Annotated in this window: 28 protein-coding genes; 15 read left to right on the plus strand and 13 right to left on the minus strand. The window is 68.3% G+C overall.

Annotated features, from left to right (window positions below):
• Window positions 1–18 precede the first annotated feature (18 nt).
• Together ACIA12_RS16795 and ACIA12_RS16800 are read right to left on the minus strand one after the other, a co-directional pair.
• Complete coding sequence (locus ACIA12_RS16795) at window positions 19–966, minus strand: alpha/beta fold hydrolase (RefSeq protein WP_396367879.1); 948 nt, start codon at window positions 964–966, stop codon at window positions 19–21.
• A gap of 82 nt (window positions 967–1,048) precedes the next feature.
• Window positions 1,049–2,860 (minus strand): hypothetical protein, encoded by a 1,812-nt coding sequence (locus tag ACIA12_RS16800; RefSeq protein ID WP_396367880.1) that lies wholly within the window; start codon window positions 2,858–2,860, stop codon window positions 1,049–1,051.
• An 85-nt stretch (window positions 2,861–2,945) separates the two neighbouring features.
• Between ACIA12_RS16800 and ACIA12_RS16805 the strand changes: the two genes are divergently transcribed.
• From ACIA12_RS16805 to ACIA12_RS16815, 3 genes are all read left to right on the plus strand, one after another.
• Window positions 2,946–3,704 carry a MerR family transcriptional regulator gene (locus ACIA12_RS16805; RefSeq protein WP_396367881.1) on the plus strand — a complete coding sequence of 253 codons (759 nt, stop codon included), beginning with the start codon at window positions 2,946–2,948 and terminating at the stop codon, window positions 3,702–3,704.
• Between the two features lie 89 nt (window positions 3,705–3,793).
• A complete protein-coding gene (locus tag ACIA12_RS16810; RefSeq protein WP_396367882.1) occupies window positions 3,794–4,354 on the plus strand; it encodes a GNAT family N-acetyltransferase in 561 nt (186 codons plus the stop codon).
• 104 nt (window positions 4,355–4,458) lie between these two features.
• Complete coding sequence (locus ACIA12_RS16815) at window positions 4,459–5,988, plus strand: fibronectin type III domain-containing protein (RefSeq protein ID WP_396367883.1); 1,530 nt, start codon at window positions 4,459–4,461, stop codon at window positions 5,986–5,988.
• Here the strand turns inward: ACIA12_RS16815 and ACIA12_RS16820 are convergent.
• The gene (locus ACIA12_RS16820) at window positions 5,951–6,190 is read right to left on the minus strand and encodes a hypothetical protein (RefSeq protein WP_396367884.1); all 240 of its coding nucleotides are present in this window, start codon (window positions 6,188–6,190) and stop codon (window positions 5,951–5,953) included. The genes ACIA12_RS16815 and ACIA12_RS16820 overlap by 38 nt on opposite strands.
• Window positions 6,187–6,777 carry a hypothetical protein gene (locus tag ACIA12_RS16825; protein WP_396367885.1) on the minus strand — a complete coding sequence of 197 codons (591 nt, stop codon included), beginning with the start codon at window positions 6,775–6,777 and terminating at the stop codon, window positions 6,187–6,189. Before ACIA12_RS16825 ends, ACIA12_RS16820 begins: the two co-directional genes overlap by 4 nt.
• A 450-nt stretch (window positions 6,778–7,227) precedes the next feature.
• On the opposite strand from ACIA12_RS16825, the gene ACIA12_RS16830 reads away from it, so the two are divergent.
• Complete coding sequence (locus ACIA12_RS16830; protein WP_396367886.1) at window positions 7,228–7,521, plus strand: hypothetical protein; 294 nt, start codon at window positions 7,228–7,230, stop codon at window positions 7,519–7,521.
• Between the two features lie 154 nt (window positions 7,522–7,675).
• Here ACIA12_RS16830 and ACIA12_RS16835 read toward each other — a convergent pair whose 3' ends face one another.
• Window positions 7,676–9,127, minus strand: coding sequence for a flavin-containing monooxygenase (locus ACIA12_RS16835; RefSeq protein WP_396367887.1), 1,452 nt, complete (start codon window positions 9,125–9,127; stop codon window positions 7,676–7,678).
• Between the two features lie 73 nt (window positions 9,128–9,200).
• On the opposite strand from ACIA12_RS16835, the gene ACIA12_RS16840 reads away from it, so the two are divergent.
• From ACIA12_RS16840 to ACIA12_RS16880, 9 genes are all read left to right on the plus strand, one after another.
• Entirely contained in the window at window positions 9,201–9,914 is a 714-nt protein-coding gene (locus ACIA12_RS16840) for a TetR/AcrR family transcriptional regulator (RefSeq protein WP_396367888.1), read from the plus strand.
• A gap of 185 nt (window positions 9,915–10,099) precedes the next feature.
• Entirely contained in the window at window positions 10,100–10,954 is an 855-nt protein-coding gene (locus ACIA12_RS16845; protein WP_396367889.1) for an EamA family transporter, read from the plus strand.
• Window positions 10,955–11,222: 268 nt separating this feature from the next.
• Window positions 11,223–12,620 carry a glycosyl hydrolase family 18 protein gene (locus ACIA12_RS16850; RefSeq protein ID WP_396367890.1) on the plus strand — a complete coding sequence of 466 codons (1,398 nt, stop codon included), beginning with the start codon at window positions 11,223–11,225 and terminating at the stop codon, window positions 12,618–12,620.
• Between the two features lie 152 nt (window positions 12,621–12,772).
• Complete coding sequence (locus ACIA12_RS16855; RefSeq protein ID WP_396367891.1) at window positions 12,773–13,672, plus strand: ABC transporter ATP-binding protein; 900 nt, start codon at window positions 12,773–12,775, stop codon at window positions 13,670–13,672.
• On the plus strand, window positions 13,669–14,403 hold the full coding sequence (locus tag ACIA12_RS16860) for an ABC transporter permease (protein WP_396367892.1): 735 nt from the start codon (window positions 13,669–13,671) through the stop codon (window positions 14,401–14,403). The genes ACIA12_RS16855 and ACIA12_RS16860 overlap by 4 nt, the downstream gene beginning before the upstream one ends.
• A 24-nt stretch (window positions 14,404–14,427) precedes the next feature.
• The gene (locus ACIA12_RS16865) at window positions 14,428–15,582 is read left to right on the plus strand and encodes a sensor histidine kinase (RefSeq protein ID WP_396367893.1); all 1,155 of its coding nucleotides are present in this window, start codon (window positions 14,428–14,430) and stop codon (window positions 15,580–15,582) included.
• Window positions 15,579–16,187 carry a response regulator transcription factor gene (locus ACIA12_RS16870; protein ID WP_396367894.1) on the plus strand — a complete coding sequence of 203 codons (609 nt, stop codon included), beginning with the start codon at window positions 15,579–15,581 and terminating at the stop codon, window positions 16,185–16,187. The genes ACIA12_RS16865 and ACIA12_RS16870 overlap by 4 nt, the downstream gene beginning before the upstream one ends.
• A gap of 37 nt (window positions 16,188–16,224) precedes the next feature.
• Window positions 16,225–17,319, plus strand: coding sequence for a sulfite oxidase (locus ACIA12_RS16875; RefSeq protein WP_396367895.1), 1,095 nt, complete (start codon window positions 16,225–16,227; stop codon window positions 17,317–17,319).
• Between the two features lie 104 nt (window positions 17,320–17,423).
• Window positions 17,424–17,663 carry a hypothetical protein gene (locus ACIA12_RS16880; RefSeq protein ID WP_396367896.1) on the plus strand — a complete coding sequence of 80 codons (240 nt, stop codon included), beginning with the start codon at window positions 17,424–17,426 and terminating at the stop codon, window positions 17,661–17,663.
• Between the two features lie 5 nt (window positions 17,664–17,668).
• On the opposite strand, the gene ACIA12_RS16885 is transcribed toward ACIA12_RS16880, so the two are convergent.
• The 8 genes from ACIA12_RS16885 to ACIA12_RS16920 all read right to left on the minus strand — a co-directional run bounded on the left by ACIA12_RS16885 (window position 17,669) and on the right by ACIA12_RS16920 (window position 25,579).
• Window positions 17,669–18,439, minus strand: coding sequence for a DUF3592 domain-containing protein (locus tag ACIA12_RS16885; protein WP_396367897.1), 771 nt, complete (start codon window positions 18,437–18,439; stop codon window positions 17,669–17,671).
• Between the two features lie 37 nt (window positions 18,440–18,476).
• Window positions 18,477–19,043, minus strand: a complete 567-nt coding sequence (locus tag ACIA12_RS16890; protein WP_396367898.1) for a GNAT family N-acetyltransferase — start codon at window positions 19,041–19,043, stop codon at window positions 18,477–18,479.
• Window positions 19,044–19,085: 42 nt separating this feature from the next.
• Window positions 19,086–20,513: a multicopper oxidase family protein gene (locus ACIA12_RS16895; RefSeq protein ID WP_396367899.1), complete on the minus strand. Its 1,428-nt coding sequence runs from the start codon at window positions 20,511–20,513 to the stop codon at window positions 19,086–19,088.
• On the minus strand, window positions 20,506–20,916 hold the full coding sequence (locus ACIA12_RS16900; RefSeq protein ID WP_396367900.1) for a hypothetical protein: 411 nt from the start codon (window positions 20,914–20,916) through the stop codon (window positions 20,506–20,508). Before ACIA12_RS16900 ends, ACIA12_RS16895 begins: the two co-directional genes overlap by 8 nt.
• A complete protein-coding gene (locus ACIA12_RS16905; protein ID WP_396367901.1) occupies window positions 20,913–21,431 on the minus strand; it encodes a DUF1707 domain-containing protein in 519 nt (172 codons plus the stop codon). Before ACIA12_RS16905 ends, ACIA12_RS16900 begins: the two co-directional genes overlap by 4 nt.
• Window positions 21,432–21,660: 229 nt before the next feature.
• Window positions 21,661–23,787, minus strand: coding sequence for an alpha-galactosidase (locus ACIA12_RS16910; RefSeq protein WP_396367902.1), 2,127 nt, complete (start codon window positions 23,785–23,787; stop codon window positions 21,661–21,663).
• Between the two features lie 96 nt (window positions 23,788–23,883).
• A complete protein-coding gene (locus tag ACIA12_RS16915) occupies window positions 23,884–24,654 on the minus strand; it encodes a DNA polymerase beta superfamily protein (protein WP_396367903.1) in 771 nt (256 codons plus the stop codon).
• Entirely contained in the window at window positions 24,644–25,579 is a 936-nt protein-coding gene (locus tag ACIA12_RS16920; protein WP_396367904.1) for a DNA polymerase beta superfamily protein, read from the minus strand. Before ACIA12_RS16920 ends, ACIA12_RS16915 begins: the two co-directional genes overlap by 11 nt.
• 42 nt (window positions 25,580–25,621) lie before the next feature.
• Here ACIA12_RS16920 and ACIA12_RS16925 point away from each other — a divergent pair, with 42 nt between their 5' ends.
• Both ACIA12_RS16925 and ACIA12_RS16930 read left to right on the plus strand, forming a co-directional pair.
• Entirely contained in the window at window positions 25,622–26,194 is a 573-nt protein-coding gene (locus tag ACIA12_RS16925) for an ArsR/SmtB family transcription factor (protein ID WP_396367905.1), read from the plus strand.
• Entirely contained in the window at window positions 26,191–26,907 is a 717-nt protein-coding gene (locus tag ACIA12_RS16930) for a hypothetical protein (protein WP_396367906.1), read from the plus strand. The genes ACIA12_RS16925 and ACIA12_RS16930 overlap by 4 nt, the downstream gene beginning before the upstream one ends.
• Window positions 26,908–26,968 lie beyond the last annotated feature (61 nt).

Consider the following 26,968-nt stretch of genomic DNA (forward strand, 5'->3'; position numbering starts at 1 on the left):
GGACCCGCGCCGGGGAGGCTAGACGACGCGGACCTTTCGCACCAAGGACGCCAGGCGTTGAGTCACGTCGCGGGGACGTTCCTGCATGAGCATGTGGCCGGCGCCCGGGTACATCCACAACCGCGCGGACGGCAGCAACTGCGCCATCCGGTTGGCGTGCCGCGGTGCGATCAGGCGGTCGCGCGTTCCATGCATGAGTTCCACCGGGATCTGGCTGAGCCCCTGCAGCGCATGGCCCCGATCGTGCCGGACGATCTCCTCGAAGAACCCGCCCAGCGACGGGCCGGGCAGCCGGGCCACATCCGCCAGCAGGATGTCCACCTCGGCCCGATCCACGTTCTTCCCGAACGCCAACTGCCGCAGCGCCGGCCGACGCGCGGCAGCCGATGCCCCCTGCCACCAAGCGCTCCGCCGCGACGCGCCTTCTGGCCGGGGCGCTTGCACCTGTACTGCGCTCGCCGCGCGCCGCTCGATCCGCCTTCCCGCGAGGTTCATCGCCCGTGGCGCCAGCACCGCGGCGGGAGCATCGAAGCGCGCCGGCAACCCGAACGCCCGCGAGGTCAGCTGCCCCGAAGAGGTCGCGATCAACGCAGCCGCGGCAATGCGAGAGCCGAACAACTCCGGCCGCTTCTCGGCCAGCGCCATCAACGTCATCCCACCCATCGAATGACCGGCATAAACCACCGGCCCGTCCCCGACCACCTCGTCGAGCACGAACGCCAGGTCATCCGCCAACTGCTCGATCCGCGTGGTACCGGCCGGAGCAACGTCCGACGCTCCATGCCCGCGATGGTCATAGGCAACCACCCGTACGCCGTCAGCGCCCAGCACCCGAGGCAGCCCACCCAACTGGTGATGCCAACTCCGCGTCGAGCATGTCCACCCATGCGCCAGCACCACCGTCACCGGCGCCGCGGCCGACCCCGTCGCCTCAACATGCAGCCGAACCCCATCGGGAGTAACCACCTCTGTGGAGACTTCTTCTGATCGCTCTGCCCGCATCGTCATATCTTCCCCAGTCTGTCTGTCCACTCGCCCAGCGGGCCGGTCACGCCGACTCCCGCTCGCGCCGCGACCCCTGGGCCTCGAGGTGAGCTGCCCGCAGCCGCCCGCCGCGAGCGCCACGCCCGACCAGCCAAGCGATCCCGGCGATCTCCAGCGACCCGACGACGGCGAGCAATGCATATCCGCCGTTCCACATCCAGCGCGGTACATCCGTCCGCTCCTCGCGCCGCAGCGTCTGCTGCTCCCCGATGAACTCGACCGTCTGCCCGTTCGACACCTGCACCGCCGGCTTCTCGATCTTCAGATCCTCCGGCGCGTAGACCCACATCGCGACCATGTCCCGCGCCCCTCGATGCAGCCGGATCATCGACTTCCACTTGCCGTACATCGGCAGCGGCTCGGTCGACCGATAGGTGCCATCAGCAACCTTCTCCATCGCATGCGTCATCGAACCGCCACCCTGCCAGGCCAGCGCCTCGAACCACCGGGCACCATCAGCCGCATCGACGGGCTGCAACGTCACCGTCACGTACGCCGTCGGCTCGGACCCGGTCGACGCCGGCTCCAGCGACACCGTCGCACTCACCCCAGGGTCGGCCGACCGAGGTACACAGAAGAAGAGCGCAGCCAGTACTGCGACCAGCCCGACCGCGCCGAGCTGATGCGTCAAGCGCACCGGAGGACTCATCCGCACTTCGCCCGCCACCTCGGCGTACCGAGTAGCCAGCCATGCCCCGAGAAGACCCGCGCCAAGACCCGTGACAACGCCGAACCCGAGCGCCGCCGGAAGCATCGCAGCCGGCCAGTGGATCGGCATCCACACCTGCGACCAGCCGTACTCCGCGACCACGCCGACCGTGCCGATCAGCGCACCCGAGACGAGCCCCAGCCGGAAGCGATTCTGGTTGCCCAGGGCAAGAGCCGCGAGCTCGACCAGTACCGCCTCGGCGATCAGCAGCGGGAAGTGACCGAGGATCTCGCCGAGCGGCTGGTCGACCGCCCAGGCGATGCCGCCGCGGATCACCAGGTACGTCGCGAGCGCGCCGAACGTCGCGAAAGGTCCGCGTCGCGCCCGCAGCAAAGTGAAGGCGAGCGTCGACCCGAAGACGATCAGGATCGGCTGCAGGATCAGGGGGAACTGCGGTACGCCGTAGTTGAACTCGGTGCTGAACAGATCCCACGCGATCAGCAACGCGCCGACCGCGATGATCTCCTGCGCCCGGCGACGCCAGTTGAGGCCCACCAGTTGCTCGACCTCAGCGGATGCGAGCAGGCGGGCGAAGATCGAGAAGACGACGCCGCCGATCATCAGCAGGTGGGTCGGCCCCCAGAGCGTGACATCCTCACCGAACAGCCGGTGCCAGACATCGTCGAGCGGGAAGCCGACCAGGGCGAACGTGCCGCACACCGTCACCAGCGCCGCGCTGCACGGGATCCGCCAGCCCTTGGTCAGCTTGATCGTCCGGGCCGGCAGCGGCTTGCGGGCGAGCGCGATCGGCAGGACGCCGGAGACGATCACGCCGAGGATGCCGAAGAAGATCGGGTAGTGCGCCGGCGTACCGAACGGGCCGGTGTCGCGGCCGCGATCGATGTGTACCGCGATGTCCCACCAGACGCCGAAGGCGCAGGCGAGCAGCGAGACGGCATGCAGGTACGGGGTGAGCGCAGCCCATCGGGGGACTCCGTCCAGTCTCCCGATGGTGTCCGCGAGGCGCCCTACCAGCGTCACCCGCCCAGTGCGTTCCCGCCACAGCAGCACGGCGAGTGCGAGGTACATCAGCGAGACCAGCCCGGTGACGATCGCGATCTGGCCGAAAGACGCGGTTCCGGTGGTGGCCGCCAAGGGGACCGGCATGGGAGCTCCTTCGACATGCGCCAGAGGCAATGTTACATCAGCTATGTAACGTGTAATCTGGAAGACTGTCAAGGTGGGAGGACAGATGCCGGCCGAGTCAGGCCCCGGAGAAGAGTTCACGGTCGACCAGCTCGCGGCCAAAGTGGGCATGACGGTCCGGAACGTGCGGGCGTACGCCGGCCGCGGCCTGATCCCGCCCCCTCGCCTGGTCGGCCGCACGGGGTACTACGGCGCGGATCACGTCGCCCGGCTGACCCTGGTGCGCGAGTTGCTCGACAAGGGCTACACGCTGGCGGCGGTCGAGCGGATGATGAGCGAGCTCCCCGACGGCGCGCTGGCGCTGGGCGTGTTCGAGACGTTGGTCAGCCCGTGGACGCCGACCGAGCCCGAGGTGATCACTGAGCAGCAGCTGGCCGATCGCGCGGGCATCCCGCACAACCCGGACACCATCGCCAAGCTGGTCGAGCTGGGCATCGCCGAGCGGCAGGACGACGGCCGGCTCCGGATCCCGAACCCGGATCTCCTGCGTACCGGCCTCGAGGTGATCAAGCTCGGCGTACCGCTGGAGGCGATCTTCGAGATGCTGCCGAAGCTGTTCGAGCACGCCGACGCGGTCGCGAAGGTCTACGTCGAGCTGTTCCGCGGTACCGTCTGGCGCCAGTTCGCCGACGCCGGACTGCCGGCCGAGGGCTGGCCCGAGATCCAGCGCACGCTGGAGAACATCATCCCGCTGGCCGGCCAGGCCCTGGTCGCCTCCTTCCGCGAGGCGATGGGCCGCGAGATCGAGGCCGTCGCCTACGAAGAACTGGGCCTCGCCCCCGACGCCCTGCCCTCCACCGGCTGACCCACGCAGTCCCCGACCAGCCGATCCACTCGACCGGCCTGCATGTCGACCGGCCTGCATGTCGATCGGCCTGCCCTCAGGAGCCCACGGTGACCTTCCGCCCGACGTACCCGATCAAGACCGAGCGCCTCGATCTGCGCCCGCATCGGCGGGAGGATCTCGACGACCTGCTCGCCTTCCACTCCGACCCGGAGGTGGTCCGGTACGTCCCCTGGCCGGTCCGTGACCGCGAACAGGTCCGCGCCGCCCTCGAGGTCAAGCTCACCCAGGACGCCCTGACCGAGCCCGGCCAATGGCTGGTCCTGGCGATCGAGCTCCGCGAGACGCAGACAGTCATCGGCGAGGTCCTGCTCAAGTGGGCCAGCGAGATCAACCGCCAAGGCGAGCTCGGCTACGCCCTGCACACCGGCTACCACGGCCGCGGCCTGGCCGCCGAAGCCGCCCGGGCGATGCTCCGCGTTGGCTTCGAGGACCTCGGCCTGCACCGCATCCAGGCCAGCGTCATCAACGGCAACACCGCCTCCACCAAACTCCTCGCCCGCCTCGGCATGCGCCAGGAGGGCCACCTGGTCGAGAGCCTCTATTTCAAAGGCGAATGGTGCGACGACCTGCTCTGGGCCATCCGCGCCCAGGAATGGCGCGACCGGTAACAACCAGGAGGCCAGTTCCTCAAGCCGCGTAACCTCAGGGCGAGCCGATAGTTATCGTTTGGTTGCACTATGTCACGATTGCCGGCTCGGTCCTGAGGACGTTGATGAAAAAGGCAGTTCTGGTTCTGGTCACCGCCGTGGCCGTGATCGCCGCGGCGCTGATTCCCTCGGGACGGCCCGTCGTGGCCGCGACGTCCGCCCCCGGCCCCGGCTTCGGCTCGGCGCTCTCGGCGGTGAAGCAGTTGGCGTGGCAGACGAACGCGAGCGTCAACACGCTCGCCGTCGCGGGCAACACCGTGTACGCCGGTGGGCTGTTCACCCGGATCCGGCAGCCAGGCCAGCCGGCCGGCAGGGGCGAGGCGATCCGGACGTACCTGGCCGCCTTCAACCGGACCACCGGCAAGCCGCTGGCCTTCGCGCCGAAGCTCAACGGCGCCGTGTGGTCGATCGCGACCAGCCCGAACGGGCGCTGGGTCGTGATCGGCGGCGACTTCACCATGGTCAACGGGCTGGCCCGCAAGCATCTCGCGATGTTCAGCGTCGCCACCGGCAAGCTCGTCGCCGGCTGGCATCCGGCCGTCGCCTACCGGGTCTCCGCGCTCGCGATCGGCGGCAACAGCGTGTACTTCGGCGGCTCGTTCGGGCGGGTGAACAACACCGAGCGCAACAACGTCGCCGCGGTCACCCTGTCGACCGGCGCGCTGCTGCCCTGGGATCCGGACGCCGACGACGACGTCTACGCGATCGACCTGTCCGACAGCGGCCGGCGGGTCTTCATCGGCGGCGGCTTCAGCGAGATCCAGGGCGAGGACCACTACGCGCTGGCGATGGTGAGTCCGACGACGGGCGCCCCCATGCGGATGCCCGCCGCGGCGGCGATCCCGGAGCCGTCTCCGGACTGCCAGAGCCGGGTCAAGGACATCGACACCCTCGGCAGCAAGGTGTTCGTCTCCAACGCCGGCAGCGGGCTGGGCTGCTACGACGGCGTACTGGCCGCCGACGCCGCCACCGGCAAGCTGCTCTGGCAGAGCAACTGCCTGGGCGCCACCGAGGCGATCAAGGCGATCGGGAACTGGCTCTACAAGGGTTCCCACGCGCACGACTGCAGCCGTGACGGCGGCTTCAAGGACGGTACCGGCATCCACCACCTGCTGGTCGAGAGCACGATCAACGGCAAACTCGGCCCGTGGTACCCGAACACCGACGCGGGCGGCACTACGGACGTCGGCCCGCTCGCCTTCGCCTCCGGCGGCAACGATCTGTGGGTCGGCGGCGACTTCACCAAGGTGAACGGGACCATCCAGCAGGGGCTCGCGCGCTTCACCAATGCCGCTGGTGGCTCACGGCCGGGACTCCCGGCCGCGCCGAAGGTGTCCAGCACGGTCAAAGGCAAGGCGACGGTCAGCTTCCCGACCGTGGTCGACGCGGACAACATCTCGCTGATCTACTCGCTGTTCCGCGGCACCACCAAGGTCGCGAGCTGGAAGCGCAACTCGTACTCCTGGACCAAGCCGGTCGTGACGACCTTCACCGACACGAAGGTGAAGAGCGGCAAGACCTTCAGCTACCACGTCCAGGTCAGCGACGGCCGCAACCTCAGGAACGGCCGGGCGGCCGCGGTGAAGATCCGCTAGGTTCCTCGTCCGGCTCGGCCACGTCGCGCAGGTCGCCGAGGTCGGCGTCCCAGTCGTCCTCGTCGTCGACCGCGTTCGCGTCGTTGCGGCGGGCGATCCGGACGAACGCGATGATCAGCAGGATCGGCCCGAGGAACATCGCCGCCTCGGGCACACCGCCCATGTGCAGTGCGATCAGCTGGGCGATCAACTCGGCGATCATGAGGCCGTCACCAGCGCGATCCCGCCCGCGGTGAAGGCGACCATCGCCGCCAGCATCGGGTACTGCGCCCGCCGCAACTGCCGCCGCCGGAACAAATGGGTCGCGCGATCGTGCGCGGACACCACCCCGAGCACGTGTCCGAGCACGATCGCGCCGATCTGGACCGCCGCGATCAGCCCGGTCCCCAGGAACGCGTAGTCGATCCGCCTGCTCCCGACCCCGAGCAGATCCCAGCCGCGCCCGAACGGATCCGTTGCCAGCAGCAACCCTTCCTGGCCCTGGAACATCGCGAAAGAGAAGTAGTGCGCGACGGCGTACCCGATCGCGATCGGCACCAGCGAGTGCACGAACGCCCCGGGCAGACCCGCAATGCCCAGCCCACCAGGTCTGATCCGAGCGGCACCCGTCGCCCGCGCCGCAAGGAGGAAGAGCGTCGAAACGACGGCGACCGCGGCCAGCAGACCCAGCGTGTAGACGAGCAGATGTCCGCCCCGGCCAAGCTCACCGGTCTGGTTGGTCCAAGCCGACCATCGGCTGATGCCGTCGAACGCCGTCGACCCGAGCAGCAAGCACAGCAGGCCGACCATCCCCCGCTCCTGCGGAAGCGTGGCAAGCCCGGCGAGCGATTGCGCAGCACGAGCCGCCGTCCGGAGTCGCGGCCCAATGGGCTGAGCTTGGCCAGTACCTCGGCGTACACCTCGAAGCTGTCGCCGATCGCGAACCAGCGCGGCCCATAAACGATGCCTGCGGCAACATTCACCATCGCGTAGCCGGTCACGAAGACTGCGACGACGAGCGGCTCCGAGCCATCGGGGAAGACGAGTTCGAGCCACAGAAACCCGAACAACCCCGCGACCGCCGGCCAGTACGCGATCCCCGCAGGCAGTTCCCGGTACGCCGTACGCGGCACCAGCCCGGCGATCGTGCGCAGCGGATTCGCGAGTCGCCATACCGGCCCGAAGAGCAGCGAGACCGGAATGATCCCGACCCAGATCCAGACATAGAGCCAAGTCGGCGCCGGATTGAGACTTGGCGAGTTGCTCCCGAACCACGCCGCTCCGAGCAACAGCCCGAGCGCAGCCAGACCGATTGCCCTGAGCAACCAACGCGCCGTCCGACTGTCGATCACCCGGGTCAACCCGGCAAGCGGCGCGTCGACGATCCCGGCCGGCCCTCGCACCGGCGTACCGACGACCCCGGCCGGCCCGCGCACCGGCGTACCGGCACGCACACCCACCGCTCCCCTGTCGGCGGTGGGTTCGAAGTGGGGTTTTGACCAGAAGGCGGCCAGTGCGAAGAACGAGACAGCTACCGCGGCGGCGGCCGAGTAGATGGCGAGCCAGAGCGGTACCGGCAGGTCGCCCCGGCCGCCGATGCCGTGCAGCGGGAGCAGCAGCGTCACGGCGCCCTCCGATCGACTCGCTATCTGACTGATCGAATGTAACACGATCGATGTCACATAGCGACAGCTCGGCAGCGGATCGATCAGCGGGTGCTGTACTCCGAGGCGTCGAAGTGCCGGGTCAGTTGCCGGAAGCGGAAGGTGAAGGACGGCCAGAGGGTGGTGTTGCGCCCCTCGGAGTCCAGGTACCAACTCGTGCAGCCGCCGCGGGTCCAGATCGTGTTGCGCATCGACGACCGGACCCCGTCGACAAACTCCCGCTGGATCTCCGGCCGGACCTCGACCTCGCGCAGCCCGGCGGCATCCATCGTGCGCAGCGCGTCCAGGATGTAGGCGATCTGCGACTCGATCATGAACACCATCGAGCTGTGCCCGAGGCCGGTGTTGGGCCCGATCAGCAGGAAGAAGTTGGGGAAGCCGGCGATCGCGGTACCGAGGTGCGCTTCCATCCCGTCGGCCCATGCTTCGCGCAAGGTCTTGCCGTCGCGGCCGTGCAGCATGTCCATCACCGGCAGGTCGGTGACCCGGAACCCGGTGCCGTAGATGATCGTGTCGACCTCGTGTTTCACGCCGTCGTCGGTGACGATCCCGGTCGGGGTGACCTCGGTGATCGCGTCGGTGACGACGTCGACGTTCGGCTGGGCGACGGCCGGGTAATAGTCGTCGGAGATCAGCACGCGCTTGCAGCCGAGGGTGAAGTCGGGCGTCAGCTTCGCGCGCAACTCGGGGTCGCGGATCTGCTGGGCGAGATGGCGTTCGGCGATCTTCTGGCCTTGCTTCATCATGGCGGGAAGCTTGGCGAAGCCGAGCACGAGCGACTCACGACTCCAGTAGATGCCGGCCCGAACAGCCTTCTGCACCAGGGGAAACGCGCGGTAGATCCGCTTCTCGGCGGCGCTGATCTTCCGGTCCGGCCGCGGCATCACCCACGGCGGCGTCCGCTGGAAGAGATGCAGCTCCTCGACGTCGGGCTGGATCGCCGGTACGAACTGGATCGCCGACGCGCCCGTGCCGATCACGGCCACCTTGCGACCGCTCAGGTCGAGGTCGTGGTTCCACTGGGCCGAATGGAAGACCTCACCCTCGAACTGCTCGATCCCCGGCAGCTTCGGGATCGACGGCTCGGCCAGTGGGCCCATCCCTGACAGCAGTACGTCGGCGGTGAAATCGCCCTGATTCGTGTGGATCAGCCAGTGGTCGCCCTGCCAGTGCGCCGACTCGACGGCGTGGCCGAAGCGGATGTGCGGGCGGACCCGGAAGCCGTCGGTCACCTTCCGCAGGTACGCCTCGATCTCGGGCTGCGGCGAGAACGTGCTCGACCAGTCCGGATTGGGCGCGAACGAGAAGGAGTACAGGTGCGAGGGGACGTCGCAGCGGCAGCCCGGATAGGTGTTGTCCCGCCAGGTCCCACCGACATCGTCGGCCCGCTCCAGTACGACGAAGTCGTGATAGCCGGCCTGCTTGAGCCTGACGGCCATCCCGATCCCGGCGAACCCGGTGCCGATCACCACGATCCGGTGCTGCTGAGCGGTCATGAGAACCCTCCGGAGGCCGACTGACTGGAACTTACTCGCAGTAAGTTACTCCGAGTCAGTTAGAGTGTGCAAGGTGACCTCGACCACGGACAGCCCAGTACCGGCGAGCAGCAGCGCGGTACCGGCTGCCGGCGGCGCGGTACCGGCTGCCGGCGGCGCGGTACCAACTGGTGGAGGTTCGGTACCGTTCAAGCGGCGGCGGGATCGGGCGGCTCGGGAGAGGGAAATCCTCGACGCGGCCGAGCGGATCTTCGGCGAGCGTGGCTACCAGGGCACTTCGATGGACGACATCGCCGCCGCGGTCGGCGTCTCCAAACCGCTCGTTTACCAGTACTACGGCTCGAAGGACGGCCTCTTCCTCGCCTGCCTGTCCCGCCTGCGCGCCCAACTCCTGGACACCGTCTCCGACGCGGTCCTCGCCGCCGCCGACCCCGAACAGGCCATGTACGCCGGCTTCGTCGCCTGGTTCACGTTCCTCGACGAGCACCCGCGGGCCTGGTCGGTGATGGTCGACGAAGGCATGCTGGCCGCCGGTCCCGCCGCCCAGGCCGCCGACGAGGTCCGCGCCGAGTTCGTCGGCCTGATCGCCACCATGGTCCGGCTCAACCTCCCCGCGGACCACCCGCACGACGAAGAAGAGATCCAGATCGTCGCCCAGTCCGTCTCCGGCGCCACCGAACGCCTAGCCATCTGGCGCACCCGCAACGGCGGCACCCCCACCCCGGAAAAGCTCGCCACCACCCTCCACCACCTCCTCTGGCAAGGCCTCGACTCCCTGCGCGGCTAGGCCCGGCCGCCCCCACCAGCGATCGCCCCGGACCGCCACCCCATCAACCCCCACCCCTCGCCTCGGCCCGCCCCGGCCCGCCGCCTGGCGGGCTTCGTCTTCGTCCGGATTGATGGCCTGGCGGTCCGCCCCCGCCCCACCTCCCCAGCCGATGCCCTGGCGGTCGCGCGTGATCTCATTCGTTTGTGCGTACATTCAGGGTGCCGCCGACGGCGATGGTGCTGGGTGGTGTGGTGTCCGTGCAGTTCGGTGGGGCGCTGGCCGCCAAGCTGATCCAGCAACTGGGGGCCGCCGGCACCGTCTCGCTGCGGCTGGCGCTGGCAGTGCCGATCCTCTTGCTGATCGCCCGGCCGAGCCTGCGCAACCGCACCACGCGAGATCTCCTGGCAGTTGTTGCCTTCGGCATCGTCCTCGGGCTGATGAACCTGTCGTTCTACCTGTCACTGGAGCGGTTGCCCCTCGGTGTCGCCGTCACCATCGAGTTCATCGGCCCGCTCGGCCTGGCCGCCGCGATGTCGCGCAAGCGCCGGGACCTCTTCGCCGTCGCGGGCGCCGCGCTCGGCGTAGTACTGGTGAACGGGCATGAGCTGGGCAAGGTCGACTGGCTCGGCGTCGGCTTCGCGGGGCTGGCCGGCGCGTTCTGGGCGGGCTACATCCTGCTCAGCGCGGAGACCGGAAGGCGTTTCGCCCAGCTCGACGGCCTGGCCCTGTCGATGATCATCAGCACCCTCATCACCGCACCCATCGGCCTGATCACTGCAGGCGGCGAACTCCTGCACTGGCACTCGCTCGCGATCGGCCTGGCGATCGCCGTGCTCTCGTCGGTACTCCCCTACTCACTCGAGACGCTCGCGCTCCGCCGGATGAAGCCGGTCGTCTTCGGCATCCTGATGAGCATCGAGCCGGCCGTCGGCGCCACCGCCGGCTTCCTGATCCTCGGCCAGCGCCTGGCGGTCATCCAACTGGCCGGCATGGCCTGCGTCGTCGCCGCCTCGATCAGCATCACCCGTACCTCCCGCTCCGAGGCGCCGGACATCTAAACATGGGATCTCAACCGCGAGAATGCGCATTCTGAACTGCTATGACGTCTTGACGGCGGTCAGACATCCGAGCAAACTAGCGATGACTTCGGTCAGATCTCTTCTATATTCACCTTCGCAACAGCCGCCCCCGGAAGGTGCTTGAGAAGATGCCACCGCTCGATCGCCGCTGCCCGCGACCGAGCGGCTGTCGTCGATCTGTGTGAGCCGATCGGGTGCGGCGCGAAGGCCCATCCGAAAGGACACCGCCCCCATGAAGTCGTCAAGGATGAAGTTCCGAAGTCGAGTGGCCGTCGCGGCCCTCGCCCTCGCCACCGGCACCGCCGGTCTGATAGCCACCTTCGCCCCCGCCCCGAAGGCCGACGCCGCCTCCACCGCGGTCACTGCCGCCACGGCATTGCCCGCCGGGTTCAAGAGCATCGGGTACCTGCCGTCGTGGGCCGGCAGCGTCAGCGCCGTCCAGTACAGCAAGCTCACCCACATCAACTACGCGTTCGTCCTGCCGAACTCCAACGGCTCCCTGCAAGGCGTCCCCGACAGCGGCAAGCTGTCCTCGCTGGTGAGCACCGCGCACGCCAACGGGGTCAAGGTCTCGCTGTCCATCGGCGGCTGGAACGACGGCAACGACTCCGCGTTCGAATCGTTCGCGGCCAGCTCCGGCGGCCGCACCACCTTCACCAACGCGGTGATGGGTCTGATCAACCAGTACAACCTGGACGGCGTCGACATCGACTGGGAGTACCCGGACCCGGGTGCCTCCGGCGACCACTACACCCTGCTGATGCAGCAGTTGAGCAACACGCTGCACGGTCAGGGCAAGCTGCTCACCGCCGCGGTCGTCTCCGAGGGTGGTACCGCCAACGGCGTCCAGCCGGCCGTCTTCGGCTACGTCGACTGGCTGAACATCATGGCGTACGACGGCGGCAGCCCGCACGCCAACTACGACTGGTCGATCGCCTCGGCCAACTTCTGGAAGAACCGCGGTCTGCCGAAGGCCAAGACCGTGCTCGGCGTGCCGTTCTACAGCCGGCCGGGCTACCTGACGTACTCGCAGATCGTCGCGATGAACCCGAACAACGCGAACGTCGACTGCATCCAGGCCAACGGCGCCCAGCAGTGCTACAACGGCATCCCGACGATCAAGCGCAAGACCCAGTGGGCGGTGGCCAACGCCGGCGGCATCATGAACTGGGAGCTGTCCCAGGACACCACCGGCAGCACCTCGCTGGTCAGCGCGATCTTCGACGCGGCGGGTGGTACCGGTACTCCGCCGACCGGCGGCAAGACCGGCCCGATCAAGGGCATCGCCGGCAAGTGCGTCGACGTCGCCGGCGGCAGCAGCGCGAACGGCACGGCGGTTCAGCTCTGGACCTGCAACAGCAGCACCGCGCAGACCTGGACGGTCGGTACCGACGGCACGATCCGGGCCCTGGGCAAGTGCCTGGACGTCAATGCCGCCGGTACTGCGAACGGCTCACTCGTCCAGCTCTACGACTGCAACGGCACCGGTGCCCAGGGCTGGCAGGCCCAGTCGAACGGCAACCTGCTCAACCCGTCGTCAGGTAAGTGCCTGGACGCCACCGGCCAGAGCTCGGCCGACGGCACCCGCCTCCAGATCTGGACCTGCGCAACCAGCGCCAACCAACTCTGGACCCTCCCCGCCTGATCCACCTCGAACAGCTCCCCGCTCCCAGCGGGGAGCTGTTCTCGTTCCGGCAACCCTGACTGCCGACCCTGAGCGGGCGCTGACGAATGTCATGGATACCTCATGACGGCCGATCCAGGGCCGGAGTCGCGCCGGGCGGCAGGCTTCTGGGTATGACGACAACGACTGCGGTCACCCTGAGCGGTGTGACCAAGAGGTACGGCAACGTACAGGCTGTCGCGGGGGTGGATCTGACCATCCGCAGCGGCGAGGTGGTGGCGATGCTGGGCCCGAACGGCGCCGGCAAGTCGACCACGATCGAGATGCTGCTCGGCCTGGTCCGGCCCGACCAGGGCAGCGTCCAGGTCTACGGCACCTCGCCGGCCGAGGCGATCGCCGCCGGCCGGATCGGGGTGATGCTGCAGAGCGGCGGCATCATCGAGGACGCGAAGGTCGGCGAGCTGCTGAATCTGGTCGCCGGGCTGCACAAGGACCCGATGCCCGTCGCCAAGGCGCTCAAGCAGGCCGGCATCGCGGACCTGTACGGCCGGAAGCTGAAAGGCCTGTCCGGTGGGCAGAAGCAGCGGGTCCGGTTCGCGATGGCGATCATCCCGCAGCCCGACCTGATCGTGCTCGACGAACCGACCACGGGGATGGACGTCGAGTCCCGGCGTGACTTCTGGGCCTCGATGCACGCCGAGACGGCTCGCGGGCGGACGGTACTGTTCGCCACCCACTATCTGGAAGAGGCCGACGCGTACGCCGACCGCGTGGTGCTGATGCGCAGCGGCCGGGTCGTCGCCGACGGCACCGCCGCGCAGATCAAGGCGAGTGTGTCCGGCCGGACGATCCGCGCGACCGTACCGGGTGCCGACCTCGCCACGCTGGCGTCGCTGCCCGGAGTACGGAACGTGGAGACCCGCGGCGACGTCGTGCTGCTGCAGTGTGGCGACTCCGACGGCACGCTGCGCTATCTGCTCAACAACACCCCCGCCCATGACATCGAGGTGACCTCGGCCGATCTCGAGGACGCCGTACTGGCGCTGAGCGCCGACCAGGAGGCAGTGGCATGAACCTCGACTATCTGAAGTTCGACATCAGGCGCACGCTGCGCAACCGCCGGGTGGTGATCTTCGCGATCCTGATGCCGGTGATCCTGTTCGCCATCTTCGGCCTGACCATCCCCAAGGACGCCAGCGAGAGCGGCATCTCGGCGATCGCCTACGTGATGGTGAGCATGGCGATCTTCGGTTCGATGTCGGCCGCGATGAGCAGCGGCGGCATCATCGCCGCCGAACGCGACGGCGGCTGGAACCGCACCCTGCGGCTCACCCCGCTGAAGCCGCAGGCCTATGTCATCTCCAAGGTGATCCTGTCGCTGCTGCTGGCGATCCCGCCGCTGGTGGTCGTCTTCCTCTTCGGGATGACGGTCGGCCACGTGCACCTGAGCGCCTCGCAGTGGATCTCCGTGGCGCTGGTCTCCTGGCTCGGCGCGCTGCCGTTCGCGGCGATCGGCCTGGTCATCGGGTACGTCGCGAAGCCGGACAGCGTGCAGCCGATCACCGGTCTGAGCACGATGCTGATCGCGGCCTTCGGCGGACTGTGGCTGCCGGTCGAATCGATGCCGTCGCTGATGAAGCACATCGCCCAGCTCACCCCGGCGTACTGGACCGGGCAGAGCTCCCGCAGCGCCCTGTCGCAGAACGGGCTGGACATGAACGCGGTGCTGGTGGTGCTGGCCTGGACGGTCGTGCTCGGTTTCATCGCATTGCGCCGGTACCGTGCCGACACGGCCCGCGCCTGAGCACCGAACGGTTAGCGTGAAGCCGTGAGCACTCCCCAGCCACCGCGACCAGTGGACTCCTACGAGGCCATCGGCGACGGCATCGAGAGCATCCGCCGGCGGCCCGGCTTCGGCTGGCTGCTGGCGGGAGTCTGGCTGTTCTTCCTGAACAAGCCGTTCGAGAGCATCTTGAAGCACGACAACATGGCTGAGCGGGTCCTCGGGCTGGCGGCGGTGATCTTGTTCGTCATCGCCTACATGGGGTTCTTCTGGTACGCCCGCGCCCGGAACATGGCCCGGGTGAAGGCGCCGATCGGGCTCCAGATCGGCTTTGTCGTGGTCCTGCTCGGGCTCGGCGCCCTGATGCTGCCGGCGGCTGGCGAGAGCGCGCTGACCACGCTGGTGTTCGTCGAGGCGATGGGCATGATGGTGCTGCCACTGCGGGTCGGCGTGGGGCTCGGGGTGGGTCTGCTGGCGCTCGCCGAGCTGGTGCTGCGAACGGTTCCGGGGTGGAAGGACGACGGCAGCTACAGCCTGGCCATCGTCCTGGGTGGGCTCGCGGTCTTCGCCATGCGTCGGGCGATGCTGCGCAGTGTCGAGCTGGCCGCGGCGCGTCGGGAGTTCGCGGAGCTCGCGGTGCAGGAGGAGCGCGGCCGGTTCGCCCGGGATCTGCACGACATCCTCGGGCACTCGCTGACGGTCATCACGGTGAAGGCCGAGCTGGCCGGCCGGCTGATCGAGGGGCATCCGGACCGTGCGGCCACTGAGGTCGCGGATGTCGAGAGGCTGGCGCGGGCGGCGCTGGCCGACGTACGGGCTGCCGTTGCCGGGTACCGGGAGCTGAGTTTGGCCGGTGAGTTGGTGTCGGCTCGATCGGCATTGCAGGCGGCGGAGATCAAGGCCGAGCTGCCGACCGTGGTGGACGAGGTGCCGGAGGCGAATCGCGAGCTGTTCGCGTGGGTGATCCGGGAAGGTGTGACGAACGTGGTCCGGCACTCCGGGGCGAAGAAGTGCACGATCAAGCTGGCCGCGCAGCAGGTCGAGGTACTGGACGACGGCAAGGGGCCGTCGCCTGGTGGCGGTGCCTCCGGGCACGGGCTGGTCGGACTGCGCGAACGGGCCGACGAAGCCGGGGCGAGCCTGGAGATCGGGACCGCGCCGGGCGGCGGCTTCCGGCTGGCTGTCAGAGTTGGCCCGTGACGATACGGCTGCTGATCGCTGACGACCAGGCGCTGGTCCGGGGAGCGCTGGCCGCGCTGCTGGATCTCGAACCCGATCTCGAGGTGGTCTCCGAGGTCGGCCGCGGCGACGAGGTGGTCGAGGCAGTGCAGTCGACCAAGCCCGACGTGGCGCTGCTCGACGTCGAGATGCCCGGGCTGGACGGGATCGAGGCCGCGGCGGCGTTGCGCCGCGCGGTACCGGAGGTCCGGGTGCTGATGGTGACGACGTTCGGCCGGCCGGGGTACCTGCGTCGCGCGATGGAGGCCGGGGCTGCCGGTTTCGTCGTCAAGGACACCCCCGCCGCCCAGCTCGCCGACGCCGTACGCCGGGTCCACCAAGGCCTCCGCGTCGTCGACCCATCACTGGCCGCCGAGACCCTGGTGGCCGGCACCAGCCCACTGACCGCCCGCGAATCCGACGTACTCCGCGCCGCCCGCGAAGGCGGCACCGTCGCCGACATCGCCCGCGGCCTGCACCTGTCCGAAGGCACCGTCCGCAACCACCTCTCCGCCGCCATCGGCAAAACCGGCGCCCGCACCCGCGCCGAAGCCGCCCGGATCGCCATCGACAACGGATGGCTCTGACCACACCTTTGATTTAAAGTGGCATCAGGGGGCTGATATGTCGATCGAGCAGTTCAGTGGCAAAGGGCGGTTGGCTGATACCGGGGAGGGGATCACCGGGGACGAGCTGCAGTTGGCGGCTCGTAACCACGGGATGCCGTTGGAGGCGTTGCGGTACGAGCTGACGCCGGCCGGGCTGCACTACGTGCTGGTGCACTACGACATTCCGGCGGCCAGCGCGGCGAACTGGCGGCTGACCGTTGATGGTTGCGTCGAGCAACCGCTGTCGTTCGGGATGACCGAGTTGCGGGCGATGGGGCGGCAGACCGTCCGGGTGACGCTGGAGTGCGCGGGCAACGGCAGGGCCGGGTTGCAGCCGCGGCCGATCAGCCAGCCATGGCTGGTCGAAGCGGTCGGCACCGCGGAGTGGACCGGCGTACCGCTGGCGGATCTGATCCGGGCAGCCGGGATCCGCCGGGATGCGATCGACGTGGTGTTCACCGGCGCGGACCACGGGTTCGAGCGCGGTGTCGAGCAGGACTACCAGCGCGGGCTGACCGTCACCGAGGCACTCGACTCCGGCGCGATCGTCGCCTGGGAGATGAACGGCGCGCCGCTGCCGCCGCAGCACGGGTACCCGCTGCGGCTGGTCATGCCCGGCTGGTACGGGATGGCGAGCGTGAAGTGGTTGCGCTCGATCGAGCTGATCGACCATGAGTTCACCGGGTACCAGAACGCGGTCGCGTACCGGATCAGGCAGCAGCCGGACGAGGTCGGCGTCGGGATCACCCGGATCGAGCCGCGCGCCCTGCTGATCCCGCCGGGTCATCCGGACTTCATGAGCCGGCACCGCTTCGTCCCCGCCGGACCGGTCGTCCTGCAGGGCCGCGCCTGGTCCGGCTGGGCGCCGATCGAGCGGGTCGAGGTCAGCGTCGACGCCGGTGTCAGCTGGCAGGACGCAAAACTCGATGCTGCCAGCAACGATCTGTCGTGGCGCGGCTTCTCCTTCGACTGGGACGCCGTTCCCGGCGAGCACGTTCTCACCGTCCGTGCCCACGACGCCAGCGGCCGGGTCCAGCCGATCGAGGCGCCCTGGAACCGCGGCGGCTTCGCCAACAACTCGGCCCAGCGGATCACCGTCCTGGTCATCTGACTCCTCGCCCCCGGCCCGCGTGTCGGGCCGGGATTCCGGCTCGCCCGTTTCATGATGGAGACAGGTTTCGTTGACTGTTTCTCGACCTCACCGGGATGCGAGCGATGAACGACCTTGGTACGGAGATCCACCTGCACGCGCGTGTCTTCCGCGCCGGCTGTGACTGGTACGCCGATATCGACGACCACACCGACCCCCAGCCGGACGATCCCTACTGGTACGGCTACTACACCTCCCAGCGAGCCGCGATCGACGCGGCCTGCGAACGCATCGCCGCCCTCAACCGCGCCCGCTGCCAACGCCTCAGCCAACAATTGTTGTTACGGGCAACTACCTCCGCCTGACCGCATCACCACAGCAACAGCATGCTGCTGAACCACAAGGCGACGAGGCTGATGGCGATCCAGACCGCATACCAGTACCAGTGCATGACCCAGTCCGCGTCGGCCGCGAGCACGTTCTCCGGGTCGTCCGGGTCGACGTACACACCGATCTTGTCGCCGACTGCCGGACGCGGATCGACCTCGTCGGCTCCGAAGATCTCGACGGTCCCACCGTCGGCAGGGCGGGCGATCTTGATCGTGAGGTCGCCGCTCTTCGACCACTTGTCCTCCTCGACCGAGACCACCACGGCCTGTTGCAACGGCGCCGATTCCGCGAGGTGCTCGTCGGTGCGACCCGACCGCACGCCGAGCGGGGCGATCGCCAGCGACCCCAGCACCAGCACCAGGCCGAGAAGTCTCATCAGGAGATTGCCGAGCCGGAATCGCCGCCGACCGGCGTGCCGGCCCTGCCCCTCCCGCGCTTGTCCGTCGCGCTCCTGCTGCCGGTACTCCCGCTGCAACTTGCGTTCGCGCTCCGCGGCGCGCTCCCGCCGGGCGACCGTCCACCGCGTCGGCTGTTCGAGCCGCTTCCACCAAGTGAACCGCTCGACCAGGAACCGTGCCGGGTAGCAGGCGCCACCGGCGATCGCGAAGGCCGCCAGCGGCCCGTCCCACATCCAGTTCGGTCGCGCGGCCCAGGCGATCAGCAACAGCAGTCCGGCGACACCTCCGAAGAACAGCAGCAGTAGTACGAGCTGCCTCCCGTACAGGTCATCGGTGCCGTCGTCGTCGCTCATCTCCTCCACTAGACGGCACCAGCTGGTCGCGGGTTCCTCAGGACAGCGTTCTGGTGACCACCCAGGCGTGTTTGCCGATCTGGCGGGATCGGGTGAAGCCCTCGCGTTCGAACATGGTGAGGGTGCCGTTGTGGAGGAACGAGCCGGAGGTCTTGCGGTAGGTGGTGTCTTCCGGGTAGCTCTCGACCGTGCCGCCGCCGGCTTGCTCGATCTGTCGGAGGGCGCCGGCCAGGGCTGCGGCGGCGATGCCCTGACGCCGGCGTTTGTTGGCGACGAAGAAGCAGGTGATGCGCCAGTCCGGCAGCACGGTCAGCTCCTTCTCGTACTCCTTGCGGTGCTTGATCCGGGTCAGCTCGGCGGTCGGCCCGTACTGGCACCACCCCACGCAGTCGTCCCCGTCGAAGACCAGCGCCGCATGTGTCTGCCCGGCCATCACCCGCTCATGCTTGTCCGCGCGGTTCTGCTCGGCGGTCTTGCCCTTGAGTCCGTCGGGATGGAAGCCCATGCACCAGCACCCGCCCCAGACTCCCCGGTGGTCCTCGACGAGCCGGGCGAAGTCGGGCCAGGTGCTCGGGTCGAGCGGCTTGCTGGTCAACTCAGCCATGATCCGGGACTATAGAACGATCCATTTCCGTCGATCAACAGGTCATTCAGGCTGGTTGTGGGTGGGGCCGCCTACCCGGTACGGCGTGCTGACGCCCTCGTAGGCCAGATGGGTCATCAGGCCTTCCGAGGCGTGCGGCAGGTTGTGGCAGTGGTCCATCCAGATGCCTGGATTGTCGGCGGCGAAGGCGATCTCGTACGTCTCCTTGTCGCCCACCTCCAGAGTGTCGATCCACCACGGTGATCCGCTCGCCGCGACGCCGTTCCTGGACAGCACGACCGCGTGGTGGCCGTGCAGGTGCATCGGATGCGCCTGGCCGCTGGAGTTGCTGACCGTCATCACCACGACATCCCCCTCGGCGACCATGAACATCGGCACGTCGGCGAACTTGTGCCCGTTGATCGTCCACCACAGACCGGGCACCCCGTCGAGAAAGCCTGCGCTGCGCCCGATTCTGTACTCGAACCGCCGGTCCGCCTTCGCCGGATCGAGACCGAGCGGCGCCGGCGTACCGTAGGTCAGCAGATCGACGGTTGCACTCGGCAACGATCCGGGGTCATCACCCGCGCCGAGGATCAGCGAGACCGTTCCGGCCTCGAGCTTCAACGCTCCTGCTGCCGGCACGACGGCTTCGAGGTCGACTCTTGCACCGGCGGCCAACGGAAATGCGGCTGTCGTCGGCGTCGGCTCGTGCACCTCCCGGCCGTCGACGGCGACCACCTTGTACTCCGCACCGGTGAGTCCGGTGCGTACCAGCGTGTTGTCGGTGTTGACGACCCGGACTCTGACTTTCTTGCCTGCAGCAACGGCCAGCCGCTGCTCACCGGTCCGGCCGTTGATCGTGCGTTTGCCGTCGTACGTGTGGATCGCCGCGACCACGTCGTCCTGCGCGCCGCCGATGACGATCGTGCCGAACAGGCCGTCGCGGACCTCCTCGCTCGATACCTGATGCGAGTGGTACCAGTACGTCCCTCGATCCTCGGCCTTGAAGCGATAGACGTGCTTGCCACCAACCGGTACCGCGTCCTGGGTGACACCTGCGACACCGTCCTCGGCGTTCGGCACGTCGATCCCGTGCCAGTGCAGGGTCGCACCGTCGCGGACCGACTCGTTGACCAGGGTGACCTCGACGAGATCGCCTTGCCTGGCTTGGATCAGCGGGCCGGGCGACGAACCGTTGAGGGTGAAGCCGTCGATCTCTTCACCACTCGCGAGGGTGAACTTCTGCTTGCGCGCGATCAGGGTGACGGCGACATCGGCCTTGCCCTGTCGCGGTCCGGTCAGGTCGGCCACGCTCTTCTCGCCGTGATGCATGTGGCCCATTGAGGGCCCGCCGCCGTAGTCGGCGTACCCCATGTCCATGGCGGAGTAATTGTTCGGGACGAGGCTGGTCGCCCAGAGGTACGCCAGCGGCACGAGTACCGCGAGCGTCACCCCCAGGGCGATCAGCCGTCCCCTCCACTTACGCACTGGTCGGCTGGGTTGCTACCGCTGCCCGGCGCGACGCCATCCCGGCGACGGCGGCGACCGCGAGTCCGTTGATGCCGTGCAGGATGCCGAGCGCCGGGAGTCCGAAGGAGACGACGGCCAGCACGAACTGCAGCACCACCAACCCGAGCACGATCCCGGCCAGGGCACGACCGCGCGGTACGTCGGTCAGGAACGACACGATCAGGAAGACGAGCGCGAGCACGGCGATCGCAGTACCGGCGATGCTGTGATAGCTCTGCCCGAAGTTGCTGTAGTCGGCCCCGATCGTCGCCCCGTCCTCGGCGTCACTGGCGATCGTGAACCCGGCCAGCGCGATCGACGCCACCTGCAACATCACCGCCAGCGCGATCAACGACGCCAGCACCCGGTACGCCGCTCTCATGCCCGCCGCTCCTGCCGACGCTTCTTGGCGATCACCACTCCGACCACCAGCAACACCAACGGCAGAACCGGCGGATGCCCACCGAACACCACACACCCGATCGACGCCAACACCCCGACCACCGCCAGCACCATCAGCAACGGCAACGGAACCCGCCCCAGCGGTCCCCGCCCACCCCAAGCCCACGGCGGCCCGTACTGCCGCCCACTCCAAACCCCCTGCCGCCGAGCTCCAGCGCCCTGGTCCTGCGGCGCCGTCCACGGCGGTCGCGACCATCCCCACGGCCCAGCCCACTGCTCACCTTCACTTGCCTGCTGCGGTCCGGCCGTCGACTCCCCCGGCAGATCCGCGAACAACGCCGCCAGCTCCACCTGCGTCTTGACCTGCAACGCCTCCCCAACCCGCTCCTGGTGCTCCTCAGCACTCAGCCGCCCGGCCTCGTAGTGCGCGGCCAGCCGAGAGACAGCCTCCTCCCGCTCCCGATCGCCGATCCGAATCGGCTTCTCCTCGTTCATGACACTCCTCGGTGTATTCGCAGTAATCCCGACTGCACCGATCGTGTCGCCCAACCACCCGTCCGCGCGTCGCCTCCGCGGCGACACCTCACCTACTCCCCAGGAGGCACCTACCCCATCAGACGCACCACGACGTACTCCCCCTGAGGTACGTCCGACCAGGGACAACCCCCACCGCAAAAACAAGCTGCCCCGGGGTCGCACCCCGGGGCAGCTCAAGTCATGCGGATCAGTCGACCGCCTGGACCTCAAGCAGCACTGCTGTCTCGGGCCACTGCGCGGGGACCTGTACGCCGACAGCGGCGAGTGCTGCGCCGTTCAGCTGGACCGTGCCGCCGTCTCGCCACCAGGGGGCCGAGTGGCGGGGCTCTGGGCCGGGCGTGGCGATCCTGCTGACTCGGTAAGTGCGGTCCTTGTCGAGGCCCGGGAGGCGGACGCGGCCGAGGTCGGAGGTGATCGACTGCGCCACCTGTACTGCGGAGAAGACCCCGCGTGACCCGTCCTGGGCGACTACTCCGTGGAGGAGGAAGTCGTCCGAGCCGCGGTCGGCGCGGACTACCCGGCCGGTGTGGAGCAGCGGGCGGAGCGCCTTGTGCAGGGCGACCCAGCCGGCCAGCTCTTCGCGCTCTTCCGGCGACGCCAGGCTGATGTCCCATTCGATGCCGAAGTGGCCGAAGAGAGCCGTCGACGCCCGGAACGCGAGGCTCTGGGTGCGGCCGGTGGTGTGCGCCTTCGGCGGGCCGACGTGGCAGCCGATCAGCTCCGGCGGCAGCAGCAGTTGGGTGTAGCGCTGGATCTTCTGGCGCTCCAGGGCGTCGTTGCTGTCGCTGCCCCAGACGCGGTCGGTCCGCTCGAGGATGGCGAGGTCGACCCGGGCGCCACCGGACGAGCAGGATTCGATCTCCAGTCCCGGGTGACGGCGCTTGAGCTCGTCCAGCAGGCGGTACACGCCAAGGGTCTGCTCGTGGATTCCCGCAGTACCGGTCTGCTGGTTGCCCGCGTCGACGAAGTCGCGGTTGTGATCCCACTTGAGGTAGCTGATGTCGTACTCGTTCAGGATGCTGTCGAGCCGCTCCAGCAGGTACTCGTATGCCGCGGGGATGCCGAGGTTGAGCCCTTGCTGGTGCCGCGCGGTCGGTGGCATCCGGTTGCCGGTGGCAAGGATCCAGTCCGGGTGCTCGCGGGCCAGGTCGGAGTCCGGGTTGACCATCTCAGGCTCAACCCAGAGACCGAACTGCAGGCCGAGGCCGGTGACATGGTCGACGAGCGGGTGCAGGCCCTTCGGCCAGATGCCTTCGTCGACGTACCAGTCGCCGAGCCCCGCGTGGTCGTCGCGACGGCCGCGGAACCAGCCGTCGTCGAGCACGAACCGCTCGGCGCCGACCTCGGCGGCCGCGTCGGCGAGCGCCTTGAGCTTGTCGAGGTCCAGGTCGAAGTACACGGCCTCCCAGGTGTTCAGCACCACCGGGCGATCGGTCTTCGGGTGGCTCTCGCGGGACCGCAGGTACTCGTGGAAGCGGGTCGACATCTGGTCGAGGCCGATGCCGTACGAGCCGTAGATCCACGGGGTGCCGTAGGAGCCCTGGGGTTCGAGGCGGCCTTCACCCGGGAGGAGTAGTTCGCCGCCGCCGATCACGGCGTACCCGCTCATGCCGCGTTCGGCGTACGAGCGGTGGTTGCCGCTCCAGGCGGTGTGGACGGCCCAGAGTTCGCCGGTGCCGAAGTCGAAGCCGGGGGTACCGGCGATCAGCAGCAGGGTTGCGTCGGCACCGGTGCGGCCGCGGCGGTTGTCGCGGATGTGCGCGCCCTGGGTGAACGCGTGCCGCTGCGGGTGCCGCTCGCCGATGTGCCGACCGGTCATGTCGAACAGTTCGGTCGCCTCGGTCGGCACCGGCAGGGCGAGCAGCAACTGGTCGACCGTGTAGACGGACGTACCGGTGTTGGTCAGCTCAGCCTTGGCCCGGACCAGGCCCGAGTCGGTCAGCTCGATCACCAGAGCGAGGCTCAACCCGGCCTGCGGGTCGGCCGCGGTGACCTGGACCGCGTTGCCGGACTGGGCGACTTCGGTGAGTTGGAAGGACGCGGAGAAGTCCTGCCCGTCGCGGTGACCGTTGAGCCCCGGCAGCCCGAACCAGCCCGCGGAGTACTCCGGGATGATGGCGACCGGCTTGTTGTCATCGAGACCGTTGCCGGCCTGGACCGCGCCCGCTCCCTCGCGCAGGTCTGCCAGTGCCGCCTCATCCAGCGCGCCGAGATCAGCGCCCCAGTGCAGGACGGACGGAAGAGCCGGACCGGAGCAGTCCAGGACCAGGCTGACACCCGCCGAGCGGAGCTGCAGCACCTTGGCGTTCGACACTGTTGATTCACTCTGCTTTCTGATTGTTTTCAGGACGAAACTATTTCCTGGCGCAGAGCAGATGTCAATAGCTTCACAGAGTTAAGGAATACCTGGTCAGCGTGCTCTCAGACGGGTGCGGACCAGCAGGTCGTTCAGCGCGGCCGCGGCAGTGGGCTCGTCGCCCAGTTTCGACTCGGCTTCGGCCTGGTCGAGCGCCTCGCGGAGCATGGTGACGTCCCGCTCGAGCTGCGCTGTCGACGGGCCGACAGCCGGGCCGTGCTCGACCTCGGCTTTGGCGGCCATCAGCTCCCCGAGATACTCCGGCGCCTCGCCGACCTCGGTCCGTAGTACACGGAGATCGGCCTGTACTTCACCGGCGCGCATCAGGTGGATGCCCGTGAGCAGCACCCGGAAGGTGTAGAGCAGCGGCTTGAGCTCACCGTTCTTCTGGAAGAAGTCCCATTGAGTCGTCGCGAACCCGCGGTAGTGATGCGCGTGCCAATGCGTCAGACAGCCTTCGGCGAGCGCGATCAGCTCTTCATGCTCAGGGCTGGTCGCCACGACGAGCGGCGACAGCAGTTGCTCGAGCACGTAGCCGTTGCGACGCAGCATCAGCCGGAGGAACTTGGCCAGGTCGTGCGTGACGAGGTCGACCTCGGCCTCGTTCTCGAACCAGGTCCGGTCGAGCGTCTCCGGGCCGGTCGTCAGCCCGACGACTTCCGTGGCCGGGAGCAGGTGGACGCCGCGGAGGTCGACGTCGGAGTCGCGGCTTGGAAAGCCGTACAGATGGGCGCCGGAGACCGTTGCGAAGAGCAAGCGATACGGCTGGCCGGTGATGATCGCCTGGAGCTCGGGGTAGTCCAGCTCACGCATGTCACGCGTCACCGATGCTCCTCCTTCGGACCGATCTGAGCCAAGCGTCAACCTTAGCCACCTTCGGTACCGCGGGGAGAACTGTTTTCTGCAAGGCGTTCTCGAGCTCGTGGTGCAGGTCGAGCCGCCAGCGCTCGACCTCCGCCCACGCGACCTCACCGCGCTTCACTGCCAGCAGCCGCTCGCGATTGATGCCGACATCGACCACCAACTCGCCTTCGGTCAGGAGGGTGCGGGCGGCGAGCAACAAGCGGAGTAAGTGCATGACGTGCTTCCACTTGGGCGCCCCGTCACGCCGATAGTCCGCCTCGATCTTCTTGAACTGACTCAGCACATACCCGGAGTACGTCTGATAGGCGAGCTGCGAGAGGAACTCCCTGCGAAGGGCAACCAGTTCCTCACCGAGCGGCGTCTGCTTGACCACCAGCGGCGAGTGGAGCACCTCGAGCAGATTCGGATTGGCCTTCAGCGCCAGCTCGCAGAACCGCTCGACCTCCCACGAGAACCACTCCTCCGCCGGCCCGTCGACATGCATCGGCGGCTTGCCGAGCGACCAGAACGCTTCGGTCGGCGCGACGTAGACGCCACGGGTGTCGGTGTCCGACGCATCCGTGTCCAGCCCGAACGCCCGCGACCCGACGACGGCCGCATAGATCGTGTGCTCCAGCACCAGCCGATCCCCGTCCGGCTGATCCACGGCAACCGCTTCACTCTGGTACGCCGTACGCAGGCTGAGCTGGTCGCGTTTGGCCGTCGCCTCCCGCCCGTCGACCAGCGTGACGACGTACTGGCCGTCGGGAGTGACCCCGGTGACCCGTCCGGTCGCGCCGCGTTGCGCAGTACCGCCGGCCTGGTCGCGCCGCTCGACCCGCAACACCACTTGAGTCCCCACCGGCAGCTGCGGCCCCTCGATCACCATGCGCTCATGCTCCCTCATCTCCGTATTGACAAACGAAACTGTCAATACGAGAGTTTGGGCATGAAGCTGCTGGAGGAGCCGGAGAAGGTGCGGGCCGCGCTGTCGCCGTTGCGGCGGAAGCTGCTCGACCTGCTGCAGGAGCCTGCGTCGGGGACGCAGTTGGCGGCGGCTCTGGAGTTGCCTCGACAGCGGGTGAACTACCACTTGCGCGAGCTTGAGAAGGCCGGGCTGGTCGAGCTGGTGGAGGAGCGGCAGCGGCGAGGGTGCGTCGAGCGGATCCTGCGCGCGACGTCGGGCTCCTTCGTCGTGGACCCGGCGGTGATGGGGCGGGCGTTCAGCCGGATCGGTGATCAGTACGCGGCTGAGCATCTGGTGGAGGTGGCTGCCGGGACTGTTCGCGACGTGGCCCGGATGCAGAACAAGGCTGATGCCGAGGGCAAGCGTCTGCTGACCTTCACGCTCGAGGCATCGGTGCGGTTCGCCGAGCCGGGCGATCTGCATCGCTTCACCGATGCGCTGACCGAGGCGGTACGGCAGGTGGTCGAGACCTTTGACAACCCTGACGGGCGGCCTTATCGCTTGATCGCCGGCGGGCACCCGGCGCCTCGTAGTACAGAAGGAGAGAAGGCATGAGCAAGGAAACGCCCGAGATCGTGGTGGTCGTGGCCGCGCCGGTCGACGCGGTCTGGGATGCCCTGCGGGACAAGGAGAAGATCCGGCACTGGCATGGCTGGGAGGATCCGCAGCTGGATGCCGAGATCGACCTGATCTACTTCAGCGACGGCACCGTCGAGGACGGCCACACGCTGACCAGCCCGAACGGCGATCGATTCGTGGTGGAGCCTTGGGAGGGTGGCTCGAGGGTCACGTTGACGCGGGCGGCGTACGGGGCCAATCCGGACTGGGACGCGTACTACGACGACATCACCGAGGGGTGGATCACGTTCCTCCACCAGTTGCGGTTCGCTTTGGAGCGGCACCCGGGGTCGGGGCGACGAACTTTGTTCTACTCGGGGATCGGTGGTCGTAGTACGGGTCCAGCCGAGTTGCTCGGGCTCGACGGGGCCGTCGGTTCGGAGTACCGGGCTGAGGTGGTGGGCGAGGCGGTGAGCGGGTCGGTGTGGTTCCGGTCGGAGCATCAGGTCGGGCTGACGGTGGACCAGTGGGGCGATGGGTTGCTCGTGCTCAGCTACATCGCGCCCGGTGAGGCCAAGCCGTCAGGGGCGGCGATGGCAGCCCTCACCTTGTACGGCCTCGACGACAACGAGCGCGAACGACTCGGCGAACGCTGGCAGTCCTGGTGGTCAACGCATTACCCCGCTCCGCCTCAGCCCGGCAATGATTGACCCGGTGGTGACAGGGCGCAAACGTGCCAGCACTCTCGGTCTGTTTTCCTTGATTACTCGG

Origin of the sequence: Kribbella sp. NPDC051620 (assembly GCF_044453825.1) — a bacterium.
In the GTDB taxonomy this organism is placed as follows: Bacteria; Actinomycetota; Actinomycetes; order Propionibacteriales; family Kribbellaceae; genus Kribbella.